Source organism: Pseudomonas sp. LB3P14, from assembly GCF_054898045.1.
The window spans coordinates 3,500,014-3,519,463 of sequence record NZ_CM142714.1; the positions used below are offsets into that span (position 1 = coordinate 3,500,014).

The 19,450-nt window shown below is 59.8% G+C and carries 21 protein-coding genes; 2 read left to right on the top strand and 19 right to left on the bottom strand.

The window, feature by feature from the left end; all coding sequences use genetic code 11:
• Positions 1–53 precede the first annotated feature (53 nt).
• Positions 54–308 (top strand): hypothetical protein, encoded by a 255-nt coding sequence (locus ACYZT5_RS16220; RefSeq protein WP_462051967.1) that lies wholly within the window; start codon positions 54–56, stop codon positions 306–308.
• Positions 309–381: 73 nt separating this feature from the next.
• Positions 382–762: a Rho termination factor N-terminal domain-containing protein gene (locus tag ACYZT5_RS16225; protein ID WP_462051968.1), complete on the top strand. Its 381-nt coding sequence runs from the start codon at positions 382–384 to the stop codon at positions 760–762.
• Positions 763–877: 115 nt separating this feature from the next.
• Here the strand turns inward: ACYZT5_RS16225 and ACYZT5_RS16230 are convergent, their stop codons facing one another.
• The 19 genes from ACYZT5_RS16230 to mltG form a co-directional block, all read right to left on the bottom strand.
• Positions 878–1,807, bottom strand: coding sequence for a PfkB family carbohydrate kinase (locus ACYZT5_RS16230; RefSeq protein ID WP_462051969.1), 930 nt, complete (start codon positions 1,805–1,807; stop codon positions 878–880).
• Complete coding sequence (locus tag ACYZT5_RS16235) at positions 1,800–3,266, bottom strand: purine-cytosine permease family protein (RefSeq protein ID WP_462051970.1); 1,467 nt, start codon at positions 3,264–3,266, stop codon at positions 1,800–1,802. The genes ACYZT5_RS16230 and ACYZT5_RS16235 overlap by 8 nt, the downstream gene beginning before the upstream one ends.
• A 230-nt stretch (positions 3,267–3,496) precedes the next feature.
• Positions 3,497–4,495 (bottom strand): ADP-ribosylglycohydrolase family protein, encoded by a 999-nt coding sequence (locus ACYZT5_RS16240; protein WP_462051971.1) that lies wholly within the window; start codon positions 4,493–4,495, stop codon positions 3,497–3,499.
• Positions 4,492–5,205 carry a GntR family transcriptional regulator gene (locus ACYZT5_RS16245; RefSeq protein WP_462051972.1) on the bottom strand — a complete coding sequence of 238 codons (714 nt, stop codon included), beginning with the start codon at positions 5,203–5,205 and terminating at the stop codon, positions 4,492–4,494. Before ACYZT5_RS16245 ends, ACYZT5_RS16240 begins: the two co-directional genes overlap by 4 nt.
• Positions 5,206–5,401: 196 nt before the next feature.
• Positions 5,402–6,370, bottom strand: a complete 969-nt coding sequence (gene araH, locus ACYZT5_RS16250; RefSeq protein WP_462051973.1) for an L-arabinose ABC transporter permease AraH — start codon at positions 6,368–6,370, stop codon at positions 5,402–5,404.
• A gap of 9 nt (positions 6,371–6,379) precedes the next feature.
• Positions 6,380–7,936, bottom strand: a complete 1,557-nt coding sequence (araG, locus tag ACYZT5_RS16255; RefSeq protein WP_462051974.1) for an L-arabinose ABC transporter ATP-binding protein AraG — start codon at positions 7,934–7,936, stop codon at positions 6,380–6,382.
• Positions 7,937–8,000: 64 nt separating this feature from the next.
• Positions 8,001–9,005 (bottom strand): substrate-binding domain-containing protein, encoded by a 1,005-nt coding sequence (locus ACYZT5_RS16260; RefSeq protein ID WP_462051975.1) that lies wholly within the window; start codon positions 9,003–9,005, stop codon positions 8,001–8,003.
• A gap of 122 nt (positions 9,006–9,127) precedes the next feature.
• Entirely contained in the window at positions 9,128–9,946 is an 819-nt protein-coding gene (locus ACYZT5_RS16265) for an SDR family oxidoreductase (protein WP_462051976.1), read from the bottom strand.
• A gap of 196 nt (positions 9,947–10,142) precedes the next feature.
• Positions 10,143–11,018, bottom strand: coding sequence for an SMP-30/gluconolactonase/LRE family protein (locus tag ACYZT5_RS16270; RefSeq protein ID WP_462051977.1), 876 nt, complete (start codon positions 11,016–11,018; stop codon positions 10,143–10,145).
• Between the two features lie 25 nt (positions 11,019–11,043).
• Positions 11,044–11,760, bottom strand: coding sequence for a FadR/GntR family transcriptional regulator (locus ACYZT5_RS16275; protein WP_462051978.1), 717 nt, complete (start codon positions 11,758–11,760; stop codon positions 11,044–11,046).
• 148 nt (positions 11,761–11,908) lie between these two features.
• Positions 11,909–12,469 carry a DUF1285 domain-containing protein gene (locus tag ACYZT5_RS16280; RefSeq protein WP_462051979.1) on the bottom strand — a complete coding sequence of 187 codons (561 nt, stop codon included), beginning with the start codon at positions 12,467–12,469 and terminating at the stop codon, positions 11,909–11,911.
• 17 nt (positions 12,470–12,486) lie between these two features.
• Positions 12,487–13,095: a DUF4823 domain-containing protein gene (locus ACYZT5_RS16285; RefSeq protein ID WP_462051980.1), complete on the bottom strand. Its 609-nt coding sequence runs from the start codon at positions 13,093–13,095 to the stop codon at positions 12,487–12,489.
• A 169-nt stretch (positions 13,096–13,264) separates the two neighbouring features.
• Positions 13,265–14,233 (bottom strand): GTP 3',8-cyclase MoaA, encoded by a 969-nt coding sequence (locus tag ACYZT5_RS16290; protein ID WP_462051981.1) that lies wholly within the window; start codon positions 14,231–14,233, stop codon positions 13,265–13,267.
• A 139-nt stretch (positions 14,234–14,372) separates the two neighbouring features.
• Positions 14,373–15,011, bottom strand: coding sequence for a TetR/AcrR family transcriptional regulator (locus tag ACYZT5_RS16295; protein ID WP_274072967.1), 639 nt, complete (start codon positions 15,009–15,011; stop codon positions 14,373–14,375).
• A gap of 343 nt (positions 15,012–15,354) precedes the next feature.
• Positions 15,355–16,140 carry a TatD family hydrolase gene (locus tag ACYZT5_RS16300; protein ID WP_462051982.1) on the bottom strand — a complete coding sequence of 262 codons (786 nt, stop codon included), beginning with the start codon at positions 16,138–16,140 and terminating at the stop codon, positions 15,355–15,357.
• Positions 16,141–16,154: 14 nt separating this feature from the next.
• Complete coding sequence (locus tag ACYZT5_RS16305; RefSeq protein WP_462051983.1) at positions 16,155–16,511, bottom strand: PilZ domain-containing protein; 357 nt, start codon at positions 16,509–16,511, stop codon at positions 16,155–16,157.
• A gap of 42 nt (positions 16,512–16,553) precedes the next feature.
• Positions 16,554–17,540, bottom strand: coding sequence for a DNA polymerase III subunit delta' (locus ACYZT5_RS16310; protein ID WP_462051984.1), 987 nt, complete (start codon positions 17,538–17,540; stop codon positions 16,554–16,556).
• Positions 17,533–18,165: a dTMP kinase gene (gene tmk, locus ACYZT5_RS16315; protein ID WP_462051985.1), complete on the bottom strand. Its 633-nt coding sequence runs from the start codon at positions 18,163–18,165 to the stop codon at positions 17,533–17,535. Before tmk ends, ACYZT5_RS16310 begins: the two co-directional genes overlap by 8 nt.
• A gap of 19 nt (positions 18,166–18,184) precedes the next feature.
• Complete coding sequence (gene mltG, locus ACYZT5_RS16320) at positions 18,185–19,450, bottom strand: endolytic transglycosylase MltG (protein WP_462051986.1); 1,266 nt, start codon at positions 19,448–19,450, stop codon at positions 18,185–18,187.

Genomic DNA, 19,450 nt, shown 5'->3' on the forward strand with positions numbered 1-19,450 from the left:
AATGGAGAGTTCGCCGACGCGAGCGACCTATCCACATCCATGAAGAGGTAACCATGAACGTCGATAAAAACCTTGAGAAAGAAGTCCTGACCCGTCTGCTGCATGCCCATCCAAGTGGTTTGGGCAAAGAGGTCCTGGACAATTACCGGGGGGAGAAAGTCGTGGCCAGCACCCTCGCCACGCTGCAGGATCGCGGCCTGATTCAACATGGGCATGTGACTTGCAACGAAGCGGGTGAGCATTCGTTGAGTTTGCCGATCAAACTCAGTGCCGCAGGGGTTGAAGCGGCGCGCAAGCTGGACGTTTAGCAAGACGAATCAGGTCGCAGTCGTGCGCGGCTGCGACCGTTAGACAGACTCTACAAGCAGCAGGAGAAATCCCATGCCTCGTGGAAGCAAAGACAAATACACCGCCGAGCAGAAGCGCAAGGCCGAGCACATCGAAGAGAGCTACGAGCACAAAGGTGTCTCAAAAGATGAAGCTGAGGCCCGAGCCTGGGCGACGGTGAACAAGCAGTCGGGCGGCGGTGAACGCAAAGGGGGTTCCGGACGCAAGAAACCGGCGAGTGCCAAGTCAGAAGATCGCCAGGAATCGGCTCGACGTGCGGTGGCCAGCCGTGAAGGTCATTCGCGTACCAGCAAGGCTTCGCGCGATACCCAGACCGTCGACAGTTTGATGAAAGAAGCCCGGGCGAAGAAGATTCCGGGACGCTCGAGCATGCGCAAGCAGGCCTTGATCGAGGCGTTGCGCAAGGCTGGGTAAACCCAGGATCTGTAGTGAATTTAATGGCCCCTTCGCGAGCAGGCTCGCTCCCACAGGGGATTTGTGTCGTTCGCAAATCCCCTGTGGGAGCGAGCCTGCTCGCGAAAGCGGTAGATCAGGCGTCGAAAATCTTGCTGATTAACGCATCCACCTCTGCAACACCAGGTGAAGTCGCCGGCCCCCATCGAGTCACCGCCAACGCAGCCGCCGCATTAGCCCGCCGCGCCGCTTCAACCGATACCAATCCTTGCGCCAACCCGGCCACAAATACCCCGGCATGCGCATCCCCCGCGCCGTTGCTGTCCACCGCCTCAACCTTGAAACCCGGCACATGCTGGCGGTCTCCACGCTGGCTGATCCAGCACCCTTGAGGGCCGTCACGAACCACCATCAAGACGTCGGCCGGCAGATGATCGGCCAACCGGTTCAAGGCCTCGGCAATGTCCGACGTACCGGTAAACTTCAACGCCTCGACACTGTTGCTGGTCCACAGATCGATGCGTGCCAGCAAGGCTTGCATCAACGGCTCATCCGGCGAATCCACCAGCGGGCCCGGATCGAACACCACGTTGATTCCTCGCGGCAAATCCAGAACCCAATCCACTAGCGCCTGGGCTTTGCCGCCATGCAGCAGGCTGTAGCCACTGACGTAGACATAGTCACCCGCCTCGGCCGGCACGCTCGCCAAGTCCTCGGCGGTCAACTCACCCTCGGCACCGATGTAGGAAATGAAACTGCGCTCCGCTGACGCTTCGGTTACCGCGACGCACAATCCAGTATCTCGTTCGGCGCTGCGCTCGATGCCAATCCGAATGCCTTCAGCCTTCATCGCCTCGCGCGCCAGATCGCCGAAACGCCCGGTGCCGTGGCGACCGAGGTAAATCACCGGCAAGCCATTGCGCTGGGCGGCAGCCATCACATTGAAGCCGCCGCCAGCCTCGAAACTGGCGGACTGCGCCAGCACATCGCCGCCCGAATGAGGCAGTTTATCCACGGCCATGACCAGGTCGATCATGACCTGGCCGGTGTGCAGCAATCTAGGCATGAGCGTTCTCGGTTATCGCGGCGCGACGGTCCTTGGCCCCGCCGAGTACCCAATAAATCCCGCCGGCCACCAGGAACGTCACGATCCAGCCGAGACCGTTATGGCCCAACCAGGAGTCGGACAGGAAGCCGCGGAACCAGACAGTTTGTTCGGTGGTGCCGATGGTGGTGAAGCTGAAGCCCAATACGATCGCCACCGCCCACGCACCGAAGGCGCGCCACTCAATACCGCCGCTGTACCAGTAAGCGCTGCTCGGGCTGACGTCCAGCAGGTCTTTGGGGCTGTAGTAATGACGGTGAATCAGGTCGACGACGAAGATCCCGACCCACGCCGTGATCGGCACCGCCAGCAGCGAAATGAAGGTAATGAACGGACCGTAGAAGCTGTCGGCGATCAGCATGAAATAAATCGAACCGGCGAAGATCGCGACGATGTCGACCACCACTGCGTAGACGCGTTTGACCTTCAGACCGAGCGTCAACGTGGTCAAACCGGCGGAGTACACCGACAGGTTGTTCGACAGCAGCAACCCACCGAACGCGGTGATCAGGTATGGCACGGCCATCCAGGTCGGCAGCATGTCGCGGATTGCAATGATCGGGTCAGTGGCCGAGGCCAGGTCATTGTTGCCCACCGACAGCAGACCGCCGAGGGTGATCAACAATACCAGCGGAATCCCCGCACCAAACGCAGCCGAAGCCACCAGGCGCACGGCTTTGACGCTGCGATGCTGATAGCGCGACATGTCGGCACCCGCGTTGGCCCAACCGATCCCGGTGCCAGCGGCCATGGTGCCGACGCCAATGATCATCGCGCTCAACGGCGCGGGCGTTGCGTTGAACACCGCACTCCAGTCGATGGTGGCGCAGAGGAAGCCGCCCACCAGCAGGTTCAGCGCACCGAACACGTAAGTAGCCCACTTCTGAATCACCAGCAAGGTGGCGTGACCGAGGCCCGACACCGACAGGGTCAGCAGTACGAAAATCGCAATGAAGATCAACGTCAGCACGGGTGCGCTTTTGGCTTCTACCGGCGAACCGAACAGAATCGAGCACAGCGACAACAGCACGAAGGCCGCGGTGGTGGTGTTGACGGTTTCCCAGCCCAGACGCGACATCAGCGAGACCAGGGTCGGGCCGATGTTGCCGCGTACGCCGAAGATCGCTCGCGACAACGTCAGGCTCGGAGCGCGACCACGGCGACCGGCAATGGAGATGATCCCGACCACCGCGAAGGAGCCGGCAGCACCGAGGATCGCGACGATGATCGCCTGCCAGATGGCCAGCCCGCGAAAGGCTACGAGGGTCGCACCCAGCGGTAGGCCGAGGATAGAAATGTTGGCCGCGAACCAGACCCAGAACAGTTGCAGCGGATGACCGTTGCATTCCGCTTCCGGCACCGGCTCGATGCCACGGGTTTCCAGTTGCCCGGCGCTTTGCCCGGTGTTCGATGAACTCATGAAAAATACTCCTGTTGCCATTGTTGTGGTTGTCGGCAGTTTCGGAAGTCGACATAACATCCCGGCGGTCCTGGCCGTGTTTGTGCGTTCCGTTGCGGTGAAAAATTCAAATGGGCGGCGCGCCCTTCGCGAGCAGGCTCGCTCCCACAGGTACCGCGTGTACCTTAAGGTTTGCACTATCCCTGTGGGAGCCTGCTCCGGGCGGCGTTCCGACGAAGATGCCAGTGCTGTCAACGCAAGGCCAATAGCCCCTGCACCAACGGTTCCAGCTCCAGGTCGTTAACGGTTTTGACCTTCTCGATCATCGCCGCCGGCCAACTCTCAAGTCCCAGGCAGGCTCCGAGCATGGCGCCGAGAATCGCCGCGATGGTGTCAGTGTCGCCGCCAAGGCTCGCGGCCATGCACAGTGCTTCGAACGCGTTCACTTCGCCAATGGCCACTTGTTGAGCCAGGGCAAACGAGACCACCACCGATTCCTGGGAAGCCACTGAAGTGCCAATCACGTCGTACATCAAATCCGCCAGCAATGCCTTGTCGCTGTCGACGCTGATGGTCCGCGCCCAGCTGATGCGCGAGGCGATGCGTCCGCCAGCCACCCAGTAACCATGGCTTTCAGCTTGCTGAGCGATTTGCTGGCCGAGGTTCAATGCCTCGCCCAAATCCATGCCGTTGATACCGGCCGAGACCACCGCCGCCACCGCTGCCGCGCTGGAAATGCCCAGCGTGGTGTTGTGGGTGACCTGGCAAGCCTGCACGACAGCGTTGATGAAACGTTCAGGGTTGGCGACGTCCGCCGCGAGCCCCACCGGCGTGATGCGCATCGCCGCGCCATTGGTGGTGCCGTAGCGCCCCGCCTCTTCCGGCGAATGGCCGGCGAGGATCATTTCGATCGCGCGTTTGGTCGAAGGGCCAAGCAAGTCTTGCGAGCCCTTGGCCTGCATCTCGGCTTCCCATTCGATCAGCCGTTGGGCGAGCATCGCCGGTTCGATCCGGCCCTCGCCTTCAACCAGCAATTGACCGACCAGAATCGCCTGTTCGGTGTCATCGGTGATCGAGCCTTTGGGCATGTTGGCTGCAATCGGTTGATCCGGGCCAGCGTCTTCCAGGTCAGTGATCTCGCCGAAGCGCGCCTTGATTTCGGCGCGACTCAGGGATTGGGTCGGCATGCCCAGCGCATCGCCCAGGGCCAGTCCGTAGAACGCACCCAAGGCTCGATTGAGCGCGGTCATTTTGACTCTCCAAACTGCAAATGCAGGCGAAAGTGCACCGGGTCGAGCAAGCTTTCGACCTGCTCCATGAAGCGGTTTTGACGGTCGTAGGTGGTGCGCAAGGCCTTGAGGAATACAGTGCCGACCGGACGTCCCAGCAGTTCGGCGTCTTCGGCGTTCAAGGGTTCGGCGCCGATCCATTGATCACCGCGCTCCCCGATGTAGCCATAGGCGGCCAGGGTGATGGTCAGGGAGTTATCGATCAGGCCGACCCGCGGCAGGCTTTCCAGGCCTCCGGTGGCAGGCATCAATGAGCGTTCGAGGGAGACCAGCTTGCCTTCGTTGGAACGGCGGCGCCGGTCGAGGGTGATGAATTGGTCAGTGCCGAAACGCGACAACAGGTCAGGACGGGTGACCGCCTCCAGCCGCAGCACTTCGGTGTTGATCAGCGCCCCGCTGTCGGCCAGGGCCTGGGCCCAGCCGCTGCGCTGATCGAGCACTACACCGTCGAAAGTGACGATGGAGCCCACCCCGCTTTGCGTCGCAATGTAGTTGCGCCGTTTCAACTCGGCCAGGGCTTCGCGCAGCGTGCCGCGGCTGACTTTGAATTCTTGAGCCAATTGATGCTCGCCCGGCAGCAGAAAGCCATCCTCCATGAGGCCACTTTCGATGCGCCGGATGAGTTCGTCGACCACCCGTTGTTTCTTGTCAAATCGTACCTGTCTAATCATGTACAACGTGATAACCGAAACGGGATTGGGCGGGCAAGGAGTATTTAGGGGAAGTGACGGAAGGAGTTACACATGATCGTTCCCACGCTCTGCGTGGGAATGCAGCCCGGGACGCTCCGTGTCCCTGCCGAAGCGGACGCGGAGCGTCCATTGAGGCATTCCCACGCAGAGCGTGGGAACGATCAGTTAGCAGGGGTTAGCGTTGTTTCAAGCGGTCGATGACGACGGCCAAGAGCAAAATCGAACCCCGAATCACATACTGGTAAAACGTATCGATGTTCTTCAGGTTCATCGCGTTCTCAATAATCGCCAGAATCAGCACCCCGGCAATCACATGCCGAATCATGCCGATCCCGCCACTCAACGACACCCCGCCCAACACGCAGGCAGAAATCACCGTCAGCTCAAAACCCTGGCCGATCATCGGCTGACCGGACGTCATGCGCGACGCCAGAATCACCCCGGCCAACGCCCCGATTACCCCGTGCACGGCGAAGATGATGATCTTGGTCCGGTCAACGTTCACCCCGGCCAACAGCGCCGCTTCCTGGTTACCGCCAATGGCCATGGTGTTGCGCCCGTAGGTGGTGTAGTTCAGCAACCAGCCGAAAAACAGGAAGCAGACGATGGTGATCAGGATCGGCACCGGCATACCCAACAACTGGCCGTTACCGAAGACGAAGAACTGCTCTTGCGACACGCCCACCGCTTTGCCGTTGGCGAAGATGTAAGCCAGGCCGCGAACGATCTGCATGGTCGCCAGCGTGGTAATCAACGCATTGACCCGAAGCTTGGCAATCACGATTCCGTTGATCAACCCGACAATCAGCCCCATGAACAGCGCCGCAACCACACCGAGAAACACGCTGTCGGTGTCGCGCATCACCACCGCGGCGACCACGCCGGCACAGGCAATCACCGATCCCACCGACAAATCAAAGTGCCCGGACGCCAGGCAATACAACATGGTGCAAGCGGCAATCCCCGTCGTCGAAATCGCCAGGCCCAGACCGCGCATGTTCAGCGGCGAGAGGAAGTTGTCGATCAGCAAGGTGCAGAGCACGAAGATCCCGACGGCCGCCAACAGCATCACCCAATCATCGAGAAAGCGTCGCAGGTCCAGAGGTTTGCGCTGGGTGGGCAGAGCGTTGTTTTGGATTGTCATAGTCACCTCTCAGTTCGCCACGCCGTCAGCGCGTTGGCGCGGCAAAGCCAGTTGCAGCAGGTTGGATTCATTGGCCTGTTCGCGGGACAGTTCGCCGCGCATTGCGCCTTCGCAGAGCACCAGGATGCGGTCGGAAATACCCATCACTTCCATCAGGTCGCTGGACACCACGATCACCGCGATGCCGCTGGCCGCCAGGTTGTGAATGATCTGGTAAATCTCGGCCTTGGCACCGATGTCGATGCCGCGCGTCGGTTCGTCGAGCAGCAGGACTTTCATCGGCATCGACAGCCAGCGACCGAGAATGGCCTTCTGCTGATTGCCGCCGGACAGGTACATGATTTTCTGCGCCGCGTTGGGCGTCTTCACTTTCAGTGCTTTGATCTGCTTGTCGGCGTTGTCCTTCTCCCACAGGCCACGCAACAGGCAGCCGAAAGTGGAATGGGCACCGCGGGCGCTGATGTTGATGTTCTCGGCGACGCTGGCGAGCGGCAGGATGCCCTCCTTCTTGCGGTCCTCGGGGCACAGCAGAATCCCGGCGGCAATCGCATCGCGGGGTGAACGCAACTTCAGTTCATGACCGCGCAACTCCAGGCGTCCGGCGGTGTTGCGCTCAAGGCCGCTGAGCATCCTGAACAGCTCGGTGCGACCGGCGCCGACCAAGCCGAACAACCCGAGAATCTCGCCTTTGTGCACCTCGAAACTCACCGGCTCACGCAAACCCGGCCCCAGCAAACCGTCGACCCTGAGCGCCACCGCGCCACGCAGACGGTGGCGGTAATCGTAGATGTCCTGAATGTCGCGACCGACCATGCAGGTCACCAGCTGATCGTGAGTCAGTTCGCTCATGTCGTCGAAAGTGCGCACAAAGCGACCGTCCTTGAACACTGTCACCGCGTTGCAGATGCGGAACACTTCCTCCATGCGATGGGAGACGTAAAGCACCACTTTGCCTTCGTCCCGCAGGCGACCGATGATCGCCATCAAACGATCAATCTCCCGCGCCGAAAGGCTGCTGGTGGGTTCGTCAAACGCGATCACATGCGCACCACGGGACAAGGCCTTGGCGATTTCCACCAGTTGACGCTGACCCAGGGACAGGCGCCCTACTTTCTCTTGCGGATCGATTTCATCGGCCAGGCCCTTGAGGCAGGCCAGTGCCTGTTGCCGCAGCGCTCCACGATTGATCAGGCCGAAACTGGCCGGCAGATGACCGAGGAACAGGTTCTCTGCCACGGTCATTTCCGGGACCAGGTGCAGCTCTTGATGGATCACTGCGACGCCACTGCCGATGCTGTCGGCGGTGGACCTGAAAGCCATCGTCTGCTCGCCGATCTGCAGATCGCCGCTGCTCGGGGTGTAAGCACCGCCGAGGATTTTCAGCAGCGTGGATTTGCCGGCGCCGTTCTCACCCATCAAGGCGTGAACCTGCCCCGGGTGGGCGACGAAGCTGATGCCATCCAGCGCCTTCACCCCGGGAAAGGTCTTGCCGATCCCGTTGAAGCGCAAGCTGCCACTGCCACTAAAAGAACAGCCGCTGTGTTGTTGTATTTTTGTTTGCGCCATAACCACCTCTTCACACAGATCAGGCAGCCCCGTCACCAGGGCCGCCGATGAAATCAACCGCGCCTCAGTTCCAGAGGCCGATCTTTTCCAGTTCCTGCTTGAAGTTCTCGCGAGTGATCAGTGTCACGTCGTCCATCGCGGTGTATTTCGGTGGCTCTTTGCCGGTGGTGACCCAGTCGAACATCATGCTCGCGGTGTTGTAGCCCTCGATGTGCGGGCTCGGCAGCATCGAGCCGAAGAAGCCGCTGTTGGCCTTCTTCAGTTCGCCGATGGCGTCGGTGCCGTTGATACCGATGCCGATCACGTTGGCCGCGGCAAAACCGGCGCTCTCGGTAGCGCGCACGCCGCCCAGCACGGTGTTGTCGTTCATGCCGCCGATGATCAGGTTTTTCGCCGCACTCGGCAGTTTCACCAGCGCCGAGTTGGTGGCGTCCATGCTGCCCGGTACGTCGAGGGTTTTCAGCGCCGAGAACAGAATGTGGTCTTTCGGCAGACCGGCGTCTTCCAGGGCTTTGGCCGAACCGTCGGTGCGTTTCTTGCCGGTGTCGAGTTCGTTGTAGGTGTTGATCACCGCGTAGGTGTCTTTCCAGTCCCAGCCGCGCTTCTTCGCTTCGGCGGCCATGGCGTTGCCTTGTTTCTGACCGACTTCGAACGCTGCCATGCCGAGGTAAGGAACGTGTTCCATGAACTTACCGCCGGCATCGACGAAGCGGTCATCGACTGCGATGACTTTCAAACCGTTGAGCTTGGCCTTGGCCATGATCGCGGGGCCGAGGGATACGTCTGGCGGGCAGATCACGAAGCCCTTGGCACCGTTGGCGGCGAGGCTGTCGATGGCCGAGAGGGTTTTCTCGCCGTCCGGCACGGCGATCTTGATGACAGTGAAGCCCTTCTCTCTCCCGGCCTTTTCGGCGAACGCCCACTCGGTCTGGAACCAGGGCTCTTCCGCCTGCTTGACCAGAAAACCAATCTTCACTTCCTCGACCGCCAGCAACGAACTGCTCAGGCTGACCGCGGTGACCGCCAAAGCGGCACAGCACAGGGAACGGATCCCACGACGACGATTCATAAGCTGACTCCTTGTTATTTTTTTTGAGCGTTATTTGAATGCCAATCAAACCGTATAGCTAATAGTCATATCGTATGATGATTGGATTTCAGGCGTAGTTCCGCGTCTGAAACCCGATTTACTCAGTCGTGGTACATGACCGAGCGACCACCGTCGATGGTGATGCACGAAGCATTGATAAACGGCGCTTCATCGCTGGCCAGGAAAACGGCCGTCATCGCGACTTCGATCGGCTGCCCGATGCGACGTGGCGGATGCAGATCGAAGGCGCGCTGACGCTCGGCATGCGGATCGGCAAAACCGTTCCAGTAATCGACGTTCAGTTGGGTTTCGATGTAGCCCGGCGCGATGGCGTTGACGCGAATGCCTTTCGGCGCGTACTCGATGCCCAGGGCGCGGGTCAGGCCGAGCAAGCCATGTTTGGCCACCGGGTACGGGAAGCAGCCGGGAATGATGTGAGTGGAATGGGTCGAGGCAATGTTGATGATGCTGCCGATGCCCTGTTCGATCATCTGCGGCAATACAGCCTTGCAGCCGTACCAGGCGCCGTCCAGGTCGATGGCGAAGCAGCGATGCCAGTCTTCCTCGGTCATTTCCAGCGGATCGCGGAACACATTGACCCCGGCACAGTTGACCAGCACGTCGATCCGACCGTGAAGTTCGATCGCCAGTTTGGCCATGGCGTGCAGGTCCTGCTGCCTGGACACATCGGCCTTGATCGCCTGAACATCAAAGCCTTTGTCCCGCCAGTGGGCCGCGACCTTTTCGACTTTCTCACCCTGGATATCGCTGATGATCAGCTTGGCATGCTGGGAAGCGAACGTCGCGACAATCGCCTCGCCGATACCCTGAGCGGCACCGGTCAGCAGTACGACCTTGTTTTTCAGTCGCTCACCCTTCGGTGGCTCGGGCACCGGTGGCAAGGAAAGAGGTTCAGCCATGGATCAAGACTCCTTTTCGAAGGCACGACAAAAACCGGGCATCTGTCGATGTCCGGTCAAAAGGCTTTTTGGAAAATCGCTGCATCACTTCACCTGTTTTGTTTTTTTAAGTGTGAGTGCGTGTAACTGATGGCCGACTATAAACCCGACCCGCAAATAATCTCAATATATAATTTAACATCCCATATTTTGGGACTCATCCGGCAAAACGAGTACAGGCTTTTCCGACCACATCGACTCGAATCGACAGCAACGCGCCGTCCAATGGACGGTTGAGCGGGCTCGCGGCACTGGTGATGTAGAGGGTTTTCAGGTCTTCGCCACCGAATACGCAACTGGTGGGGCGGCTGACCGGCAGCTCGATCACGCGATCAACCTGCCCGTCCGGGGTCAGTCTGAGCAGGCAGCTGCCGTCCCAACGCGCGTTCCAGATATAACCCTCGGCATCCATCGCCGAGCCATCAGGGCCGCCGCGTTCATGGGGCCCGAACCAGACTTTGGCGGGGTCGAGGTTGCCGTCGGTGCGGATGAAATGCTGATAGATCGTGCGGTCGAGGCTGTCGGCGAAATACACGGTGGTTGCGTCTTCGCTCCACAGCAACGTATTAGGGATGCCCAGCCCTCGAAGCAACGGCGTGACCCGAGCATCGCGATCAATGCGAAACAGGCCACCGGAACGCCGCACGATGGGCACGTCTTCGCCCTGCTCGCCGATGTTGTTCTGCATGGTGCCGAGCCAGAGTCGGCCCTGAGCATCGCAGCGGGCTTCATTGGCGCGATTGGCGGGTTGCGGATCGGCGACGCAGAGCAAGGTCAGTCGTGGCTCCAGGCCGGGGGAATCCAGATCGAGTCGATACACGCCGCTGTTCAACGTCACCAGTGCATCGCCGCTTTCGCAGGGAATGAAGGCAGACACGTGCTCGGGCATCTGCCAGATCTGCACGTTGGCACCAATCAGCCGCAGTGCCTGTTGACCGGCGATATCAACCCAGTACAGCGCCTGGGTCGGCGCGTCCCAGAACGGGCCTTCGCCGAGCTGCGCGCGATGTTCGGTAACGGCAGTCCACGTCATGAAACCTCCTGCTTTTTTATTGTTGTCAGCTGGCCTTCTTGTCGGCCATGACTTGCGGGTAGAAGCGCTTGATGGCCAGGTCGGCGTTATCGATCAGGGTCATGCAGGCCCAGACACCTCGCGCGGTATCCCGGGCAGCGATGGCCTCGGCCATGTCTTTGTGAATCGGTAGCGTGCGGCGCAATTCGTCCGGGTCGGCGGCGGACACTTCGAAAGACACCGCCAGCAGCGCGCCGAGGGCCGGGACCATTTGTTCGATGAATTGATTGTGGCTGGCGGCGAGGATGCACTCGTGGAAGAACTGGTCGGCACGGTTGTAATCGACGCCGCTGTCCACTGCCCTCTCCAATGCGTTGTAAGCCTGAAGGATGGCTTGAACCTGCTCGACGGTAGCGCGCTCGCAAGCCCAGCGTACGGCCATCGGTTCGATGGTGCGACGCAAGTCGAGCAAGTCGTCGACGAAGTTTTCCGGCAAGCCGCTGCGCGACAGCCAGCCTACGACTTGCGGATCGAAGAGGTTCCAGCGTCGTACCGGCAACACCCGCGTGCCGACCTTTGGCCCGACTTCAAGCATGCCCTTGGCGACCAGGGTTTTGATGGCTTCACGAATAACGGTGCGACTGACACCGAGTTGCTCGCCCAGGTCGGCTTCGACCTTGAGGGTTTCACCCGGTTTGACCTGGCCCGTGGCGATCCAGCAACCCAGCCAATCGACCGTCGACGCATGAAAACTGCTGGACATGGACACCTCGATTCAGGGACGGCACAAAGCCGTTCGCGATGGGTGTCCACGCTAATCATCATACGATTGAGTGTCAATTTGATTTTTTAGAAGCACGCTGAGATCCAATGTCGGATCGCCGCACCGCCGCTCCCACATTTTGATCCAATTACGGCTCAAGCCCGATGGGGAAGAACTCGCCACCGCTCCACACGCCTAACCAGCGCTGCCCGTCGATCTCGCGGGTGACGGCCAGCTCCACCAGTTGGTAGAACACGTTGCGGTGGATCAGGGCTTCAAGGTTGGTGCGCACATGCACGTAGGGCGCAGGCTCCTGCGTGACCGGGTCGATCACCACGCGCATGGGGTGTTCGCTGCCGGCCTCGGCGGTCTCATCGACATTAGTGGTGAAGCGCAAGACTTGGGTTTCACCCTCGCCTTCGACATCCACGGCAATCGCCACGAAGGGCGCATCGTCGACCTTGATGCCAACCTTCTCGACCGGGGTGATGAGGAAGTAATCGTCACCATCGCGGCGAATGATGGTGGAGAACAGTTTGACCATCGGCTTGCGCCCGATCGGCGTGCCCAGGTAATACCAGGTGCCATCACGGGCGATACGCATGTCGATGTCGCCGCAAAAGTCGGGGTTCCACAGGTGGACCGGCGGCAAGCCTTTGGTTTTGGGGATTTGCCCCAACAGATCGTTGGCTTTTTGCGGGCCACTCATGGCGTTCTCCTTTTGAATTACTGGTCGCTGAGCCCCAGCAGGCTGCGCGCGTATTGTTCCAGCGGCGGGCCCATCAGGTCTTCTGGCTTTTTGTCGTGGAACGTCAGTAAACCGCCACGACTCTTGATGCGTGCAGTATCAATCAAATACTGGTTGCTGGTCTCGATCAACATGATCTGAATCACGCCGCTGTCGATACCGAGGCGATCCACGGCTTCCTGATCGAGCCATTCGTCCGAGTTGCCGATACGGTCGTCGGACCTGGCGAACCGGGTATAGAGCAGGTAATGGGCACCGGCGGCACGGGCCTCGCCCATGGCTTGATCAAGACCTTCCGGGGCACGGGCGCGGCGGACCATAGGGAAGTATTCGACAAAACCATCGAAGGCGACTTCGGCTATTACGTTAGGTCGTGGGTAGACAGCACTGCCTGGCGGCACAAAAGCGCCTTGGGCGATATAGACGAATGAGTCCGGTTGAATGCGCAGGTTATTCACACGGCGGCTGTCGCTATGGTCAAGCAGCCCCGCGTCGCTCATGTGGTAGCGAGTCCCTTCAGCCAGATCGCTGACATTCATGCAGCCACCCAGCGCCAAAACGGCCAGCAGCAAAACCAGGCTACGCATCCTACCCTCCAGAGGCCGGTGACGGAAAACCGGCGAATGGCCATGGGATGCAGCTTCCGCGCCAGCTCGGGAACATCAGCGTCTTATAGATCGCTTTCGCGAGCAGGCTCGCTCCCACAGGTGAAATGCATTCTCCTGTGGGAGCGAGCCTGCTCGCGATGAGGGATGTTCAGCCGCCGATAATCTTCATGATGGTCGCGCCACCGGAGAACGCCACTTCCTGCTTGTCGCCCAACGCTTTCACCAGGAGTCGCTGCAACGCCGGCAGCGCCTGATGGCGAGGCTTGTCCAGCAGATCGCCGACATAGTGGCGATTGCTCGACGACAGGCAGCCATGCAGCCAGCCCGTGGACGACAAACGCAGCCGCGAGCAGGTGCGGCAGAACGGAACGCTTTCGTTGGCGATCACACCGAAGTGGCCTTGCCCCGGAATCTCGTAACGCACGGCCGTGGCGTCGACTGGCGCATCGGCCTGAAGATACTCGTAGCGCTCACCGATCAGGCTCAGCAACTGCTGAAGGCTGACAAACTGTTGCAGGAAAGCATTGGAGTCGCTGGCCAGGTGGCCCATGCGCATCAGCTCGATGAAACGAAGCTCATAGCCGCGCTCCAGACAGTAATCGAGTAGCGGCATCACTTGATCGAGGTTCTGCCCACGCAGCGGCACCATATTGACCTTGATCTTCAGGCCGGCTGCGCTGGCCTGATCCATACCGTCGAGCACAGTCGCCAGATCGCCGCCACGGGCAATGCTGCGAAAAGCGCTGGCATCCAGGGTATCGAGGGAAACGTTAATGCGACGAATGCCGGCGTCCACCAGCAGTGGCAGTTTCTTCGCCAGCAGCTGGCCATTGGTAGTCAGGCTGATGTCCGCCAGGCCCATCTGTCCGACGGCGGTCATGAAGGTTTCGAGTTTGGGGCTGACCAGCGGTTCGCCACCGGTGATGCGCAAACGCTCGATGCCTGCGGCCTCGATCAGATACGCCACACCGCGTGCCATGGCCTCGGCCGACAATTCATCCTGCGCAGCAACCAACCGCTTGCCGTTGGGCACGCAGTAGGTACAAGCGTAATTGCAGGCTGAAGTCAGACTGATTCGCAAATTGCGGAAACGCCTGCCTTGACGGTCAACGATCATGGATCACTCCGGCGGAAGAATATTCGGACCGCTAAAACTTGACTCACAAATCAAGTTTTAGCAATACCTAAGCCTGAGTATATTCCTGCGGTACTGCGCCACGTAGCGAAATAATGGCGCAATAAGGCAACTGAATGGTTCAGCTGCTCGGGGTGTCGTTATCGCGCTTGCGCTTGTTGCCCATGCGCACGCCGATATCCATCAGGAACTGGAAGAAGCCTTCCTGATCTTCCAGCACATTGCTCCAGAACGGCGAGTGATACAGCGCCACAGCGCCGTGCACCAGCGCCCAGGACGCGCAGTAATGGAAGTATGGCGGCACGTCTTCGAGCTTGCCTTCGCTGATCCGGCCCTTGATCAGCAGGGTCAGGCGTTCGAAGTTCGAGGCGCGGATCTTGTGCAGTTCCTCGACCATCTCCGGCACCTGATTGCCCTTGACCACCTTTTCTTCCAGGCGATCGAACAACCGATAGCGTTGTGGGTCGCGCATGCGGAATTCGAAGTAGGCGCGGGACAGGGCTTCCTTATCCTTGTCGACATCGGCCGAATGCAACAGCTCGTTCAAATCGCGCTCGTAATCGAGCATCAGGCGCAGATAGATCTCGGCCTTGGATTTGAAGTGCTTGTAGATCGTGCCTTTACCGATACCGACGGCATCAGCAATCATCTCGACGGTGACACTGTCTTCACCTTGATCGAGGAACAGCTTGAGCGCGGTATCGAGAATTTCTTGCTCGCGGCGACGAAACTCACGGACCTTACGAGGTTCTTTATGCATAAGAAAAGGTCTGTAGGGGTCAAAATTCGAAGCCGCGTATTATGCCTAACTTGCGCAAAAATGCACGGATCATCCGACCATATAAGTGTTTCTTGATGAATTCCGACATCTTTGCAGATTGATGAGAACTCAACAGAAGCGCGCGTATTCCAAATTTGTTTAAAAAATCTCGGCCGGTAAACTGGACTCGGCGCAATACTGATCAATACTTCAAATGTCGGCGGGGCATCTCCCCCAAGTGTCGCGCCGATATAGGTACCAACGGACCGCGTGCCTTTGTTTTACTCCTAATGGTCTTAACCCGGATTCACCCCCCAGAACCCGGGTTTTTTTTGCCTGCGATTTAACCTTTCAGATGCGCCAGCGGAAAAAGTCGCTTGAAGTTTTCGGTGGTTTGCTCGGCAAACCGCTCGTAGGACTCACCTCGCAACATTGCCAGAAATTCCGCTACGTCGCGCACGTACTGCGGCAGGTTCGGCTTGCCGCGATGAGGAATCGGCGCCAGGTAGGGCGAGTCGGTTTCCACCAGCAATCGGTCAGCTGGCACTTTACTGGCCACGTCACGCAGAGCGTCGGCATTGCGGAAAGTGACAATCCCGGACAAGGAAATGTAATACCCCATGTCCAGCGCCGCTTTGGCCATGTCCCAATCTTCGGTGAAACAGTGCAGCACGCCAGCCTGGGGCAGCGCCGCTTCGCGCAACAAGCTCAATGTATCGGCGCGAGCCCCCCGGGTGTGAATGATCACCGGTTTGCCCGTCTGCTGCGCCGCTTGCAGATGCAGGCGAAACGACTCCTGCTGCAGCTCTGCCGCTTCCGGTTCGTAGTGATAATCCAGACCGGTTTCACCGATCGCCACCACGCGCGGGTGGTTGAGCTCGCGCAACAGCCAATCCAGCGCCGGCGCTGCACCCGGCTGCACATCCAGCGGATGTACACCAACCGAACAGTCGACGTCGTCGTAACGTTCGGCCAGGGCTTTGACGTCCGCGGCGTTCTCGACGCTGACGCCGATACACAGAAAATGTCCTACCCCGCGTCGACGGGCCGCATCCAGTGCAGCATCCAGCGAGCCGTCGTGGGCGGTGAGGTCTAGGCGATCAAGGTGGCAATGGGAATCTACGAGCATAAAAGGGCTGCAACTTACATCGTATGAGTGGGACGGTCGGACTTCAGGGCTCCGGCCAGATGGGTTTCGATTCGACTGCGGGCCGTGTTGTCGCCGTCGTTGAATTGCACGCCGACTCCCGCGGCCCGGTTGCCCTGTGCACCTTTTGGCGTGATCCAGGTGACCTTGCCGGCGACCGGAATTTTTTCCGGCTCATCCATCAGGTTCAGCAGCATGAATACCTCATCGCCCAACTTGTAGCTCTTGTTGGTCGGGATAAACAGGCCACCGTTCTTGATGAATGGCATGTAGGCCGCGAAAAGTACGGACTTGTCCTTGATCGTCAGGGACAAAATGCCGTTGCGCGGCCCAGGATTGACGAGTTCATTCATGCTGTCCTCCACTGCTGATGCTCAGAGTCTAGGCCCACACGGTCACTTCTGGGTAGGCAAACCCGCCCATTGCACCAACAGCGCTTCCAGCAACAACACCCGATTGAGGTTGGCTTTGCTCATCACTTTCTGGCGCTGGACGAGGATCCAGTCCTGGATATTCAGGACTTTGTCCTGGCCGGCTTTTTGCGCCAGGTACTGAATCACCTTGCGCATGTCCGCTAGTCCCAGCCCTTCTTCATCCTGAGTCAGCTGATAGCGCAGGATCAGGCTCGACCAATCGCAGAACCAGTCGAATAGCAGCAACAGTGGAATTGCATTCCAGCCTTCGGCCAATTGTGTTGGCGACTGTTGCTGCTTGAGCAACTTTTTCACGCCATCGACCACCAGCGCGCGCTGCTCGCGCACGCCCTGGGTCTGCAAGTTGACGGCGGCCAGTGGCGAACCGGCGGCGAGGGTCAGCAACTCGACGCGCTCTTCTTCCGAGCAGTCCGGCAAAGCCTTCGCCAGCCACGCAAGACTCATGGCTTCGCTCGGCAGTGGACAGGCCTGCTGCACGCAGCGGCTCTTGATCGTCGGCAACAGACGACTGGTCTGGTGGCTGACCAACAGCAAAACAGTATCGCCGGAAGGTTCTTCAAGGCTTTTGAGCAGGGCGTTGGCGGCGTTGATGTTCATCGACTCGGCCGGTTCGATCAGCACCACTTTGCGGCCGCCCATCTGCGCGGTCTGGACCACGAAGCTGACCAGGTCACGAACCTGATCGACCTTGATCGCCTTATCGGCTTCTTCCGGTTCCAGAATGTAGTTGTCGGGGTGACTGCCGGCCTTCAGCAACAGACAGGATTTGCATTCGCCGCAAGCATCCTGGGCGGATGGACGCTGGCACAGCAAACTGGCCATCAAGCGCTCGGCCAACGCACGCTTGCCGATCCCGGCCGGGCCATGGAGCAGATAGGCGTGAGCATGTTGCTTGCGGCCGGCCAACTGCTGCCAGAGACTGTCCTGCCACGGATAGGCTTCAGCCACGAGTCAACTCCAGCAGACGCGGCAGCAAGGCATCCAGTGACTGCTGAACCTGCGCCAGCGGCTGGGCGGCATCGACCAGGACATAACGCGCAGGATCCGCTTCAGCACGCTTGAGGAAAGCACTGCGCACCGCATCAAAAAAGGTCCGGCCTTCGAGTTCGAAACGATCCAGACGACCGCGAGCGCTGGCGCGGGCCAGGCCCACTTCCACCGGCAGATCGAAAATCAACGTCAGGTCCGGGCGCAGATCGCCCTGGACGAAGGTTTCCAGGGTCGCGATGCGCTCCAGCGACAGGCCGCGACCGCCGCCCTGATAGGCGTAGGTCGAATCGGTAAAGCGATCACACAAGACGACTGCGCCACGGGCCAGCGCCGGGCGAATCACCTCGGCCAGATGCTGGGCTCGCGCGGCGAACACCAACAGCAATTCAGTGTCCGGGTTCATGACTTCGTCAACCGGCGCCAGCAGTACTTCGCGGATCCGCTCGGCCAACGGCGTGCCGCCGGGTTCGCGGGTCAGCAAGACCTCGATCCCGGCGGCGCGCAGGCGCTCGGCCAGGTATTCGCGATTGGTGCTCTTGCCCGCGCCTTCCGGGCCTTCCAGAGTAATAAACAAGCCAGTCACAGGCAGTCCTTAGTCAGAGTCATTGCGGGCTTTGCGGCGCGGTTGCATCCGGTTCGGGCACAGGTGCAGCAGCGGGTTCTTGAACGGGTTCTTGCGCCGGCTCCTGTGACGGTTCCTGGGCAGGCGCTTGCGGCTCGGGTGGCGCCGCTTCAGCAGGCTCTTGCGGCGGCACTTGCGGCAAAGCCTCGGGGGCGGTGTCGGGCGATGCGGCCGGAATCGGTGCCTGCTCATCCGTCGCCTCTGGCGCCGTGGTCGGCGCGGGGCTGGAGCGGTAGTCGGCGCGGCGTCTGATCTGGAACTCACGCACAGCGTTATTGTGCGCGTCCAGATCATCGGAGAACACGTGACTGCCATCACCACGAGCCACGAAATAGAGGCTATTGCCAGCCACCGGATTCAGCGCAGCATGAATCGCTTCGCGGCCGACCATGGCGATCGGAGTCGGCGGCAGGCCCGAAATCATGTAGGTGTTGTACGGGGTCGCCTCCTTGAGATGGGCGCGAGTCAATTTGCCGTTGTAACGATCACCGAGGCCGTAGATCACGGTCGGATCGGTCTGCAACAACATGCCCATTTCCATGCGCCGCACAAACACGCCAGCGATTTGTCCACGCTCTTGCGGCACACCGGTTTCCTTTTCCACCAGCGAGGCCATGATCAGCGCCTGGTAGGGTTCGGTGTACGGCACATCAGGCGCGCGCAGGCTCCACTCCTTGGCAAGGACTTCGTCGAGACGGTCGTAGGCTTTTTTCAGCAGCTCGACGTCGGTCATGCCGCGCACGAAGCGATAGGTGTCAGGGAAGAATCGACCTTCCGGAAAGATCCCGGTGTGGCCGAGTTTGTCCATCACCTCGCTATCACTCAAACCGTCGAGGGTCTTTTCGAGTTTTTCATCCTTGGCCAGAGCAGCGCGGACCTGATGAAAATTCCAGCCTTCGACCAGGGTCAGGCTGTACTGAACTATTTCCCCGCGTTTCCACAGGTCAATCAGTCCTTCAACGGTCATGCCGGGCTGCATGCGGTATTCGCCCTTGTGCAACGGTTGTTTGGCGAGATTGAAGCGCCAATACACGCGAAGCCAAAAAGCATCCTTGATGACGCCATCGGCTTCGAGTCGATAGAAGGTGCGGGTCGGCGTCGTGCCTTTGGGCACTTCCAGCAGTTCTTCCTGGGTGATGTTCAGCGGTTGTTCCAGCGCCGAATGGATTTTCCAGGCGGAAGCGCCCAGACACAGCCCCGCCAGAACCAATCCGGTTTCCAGCAGCAGCAAGAATTTACGTCTCAC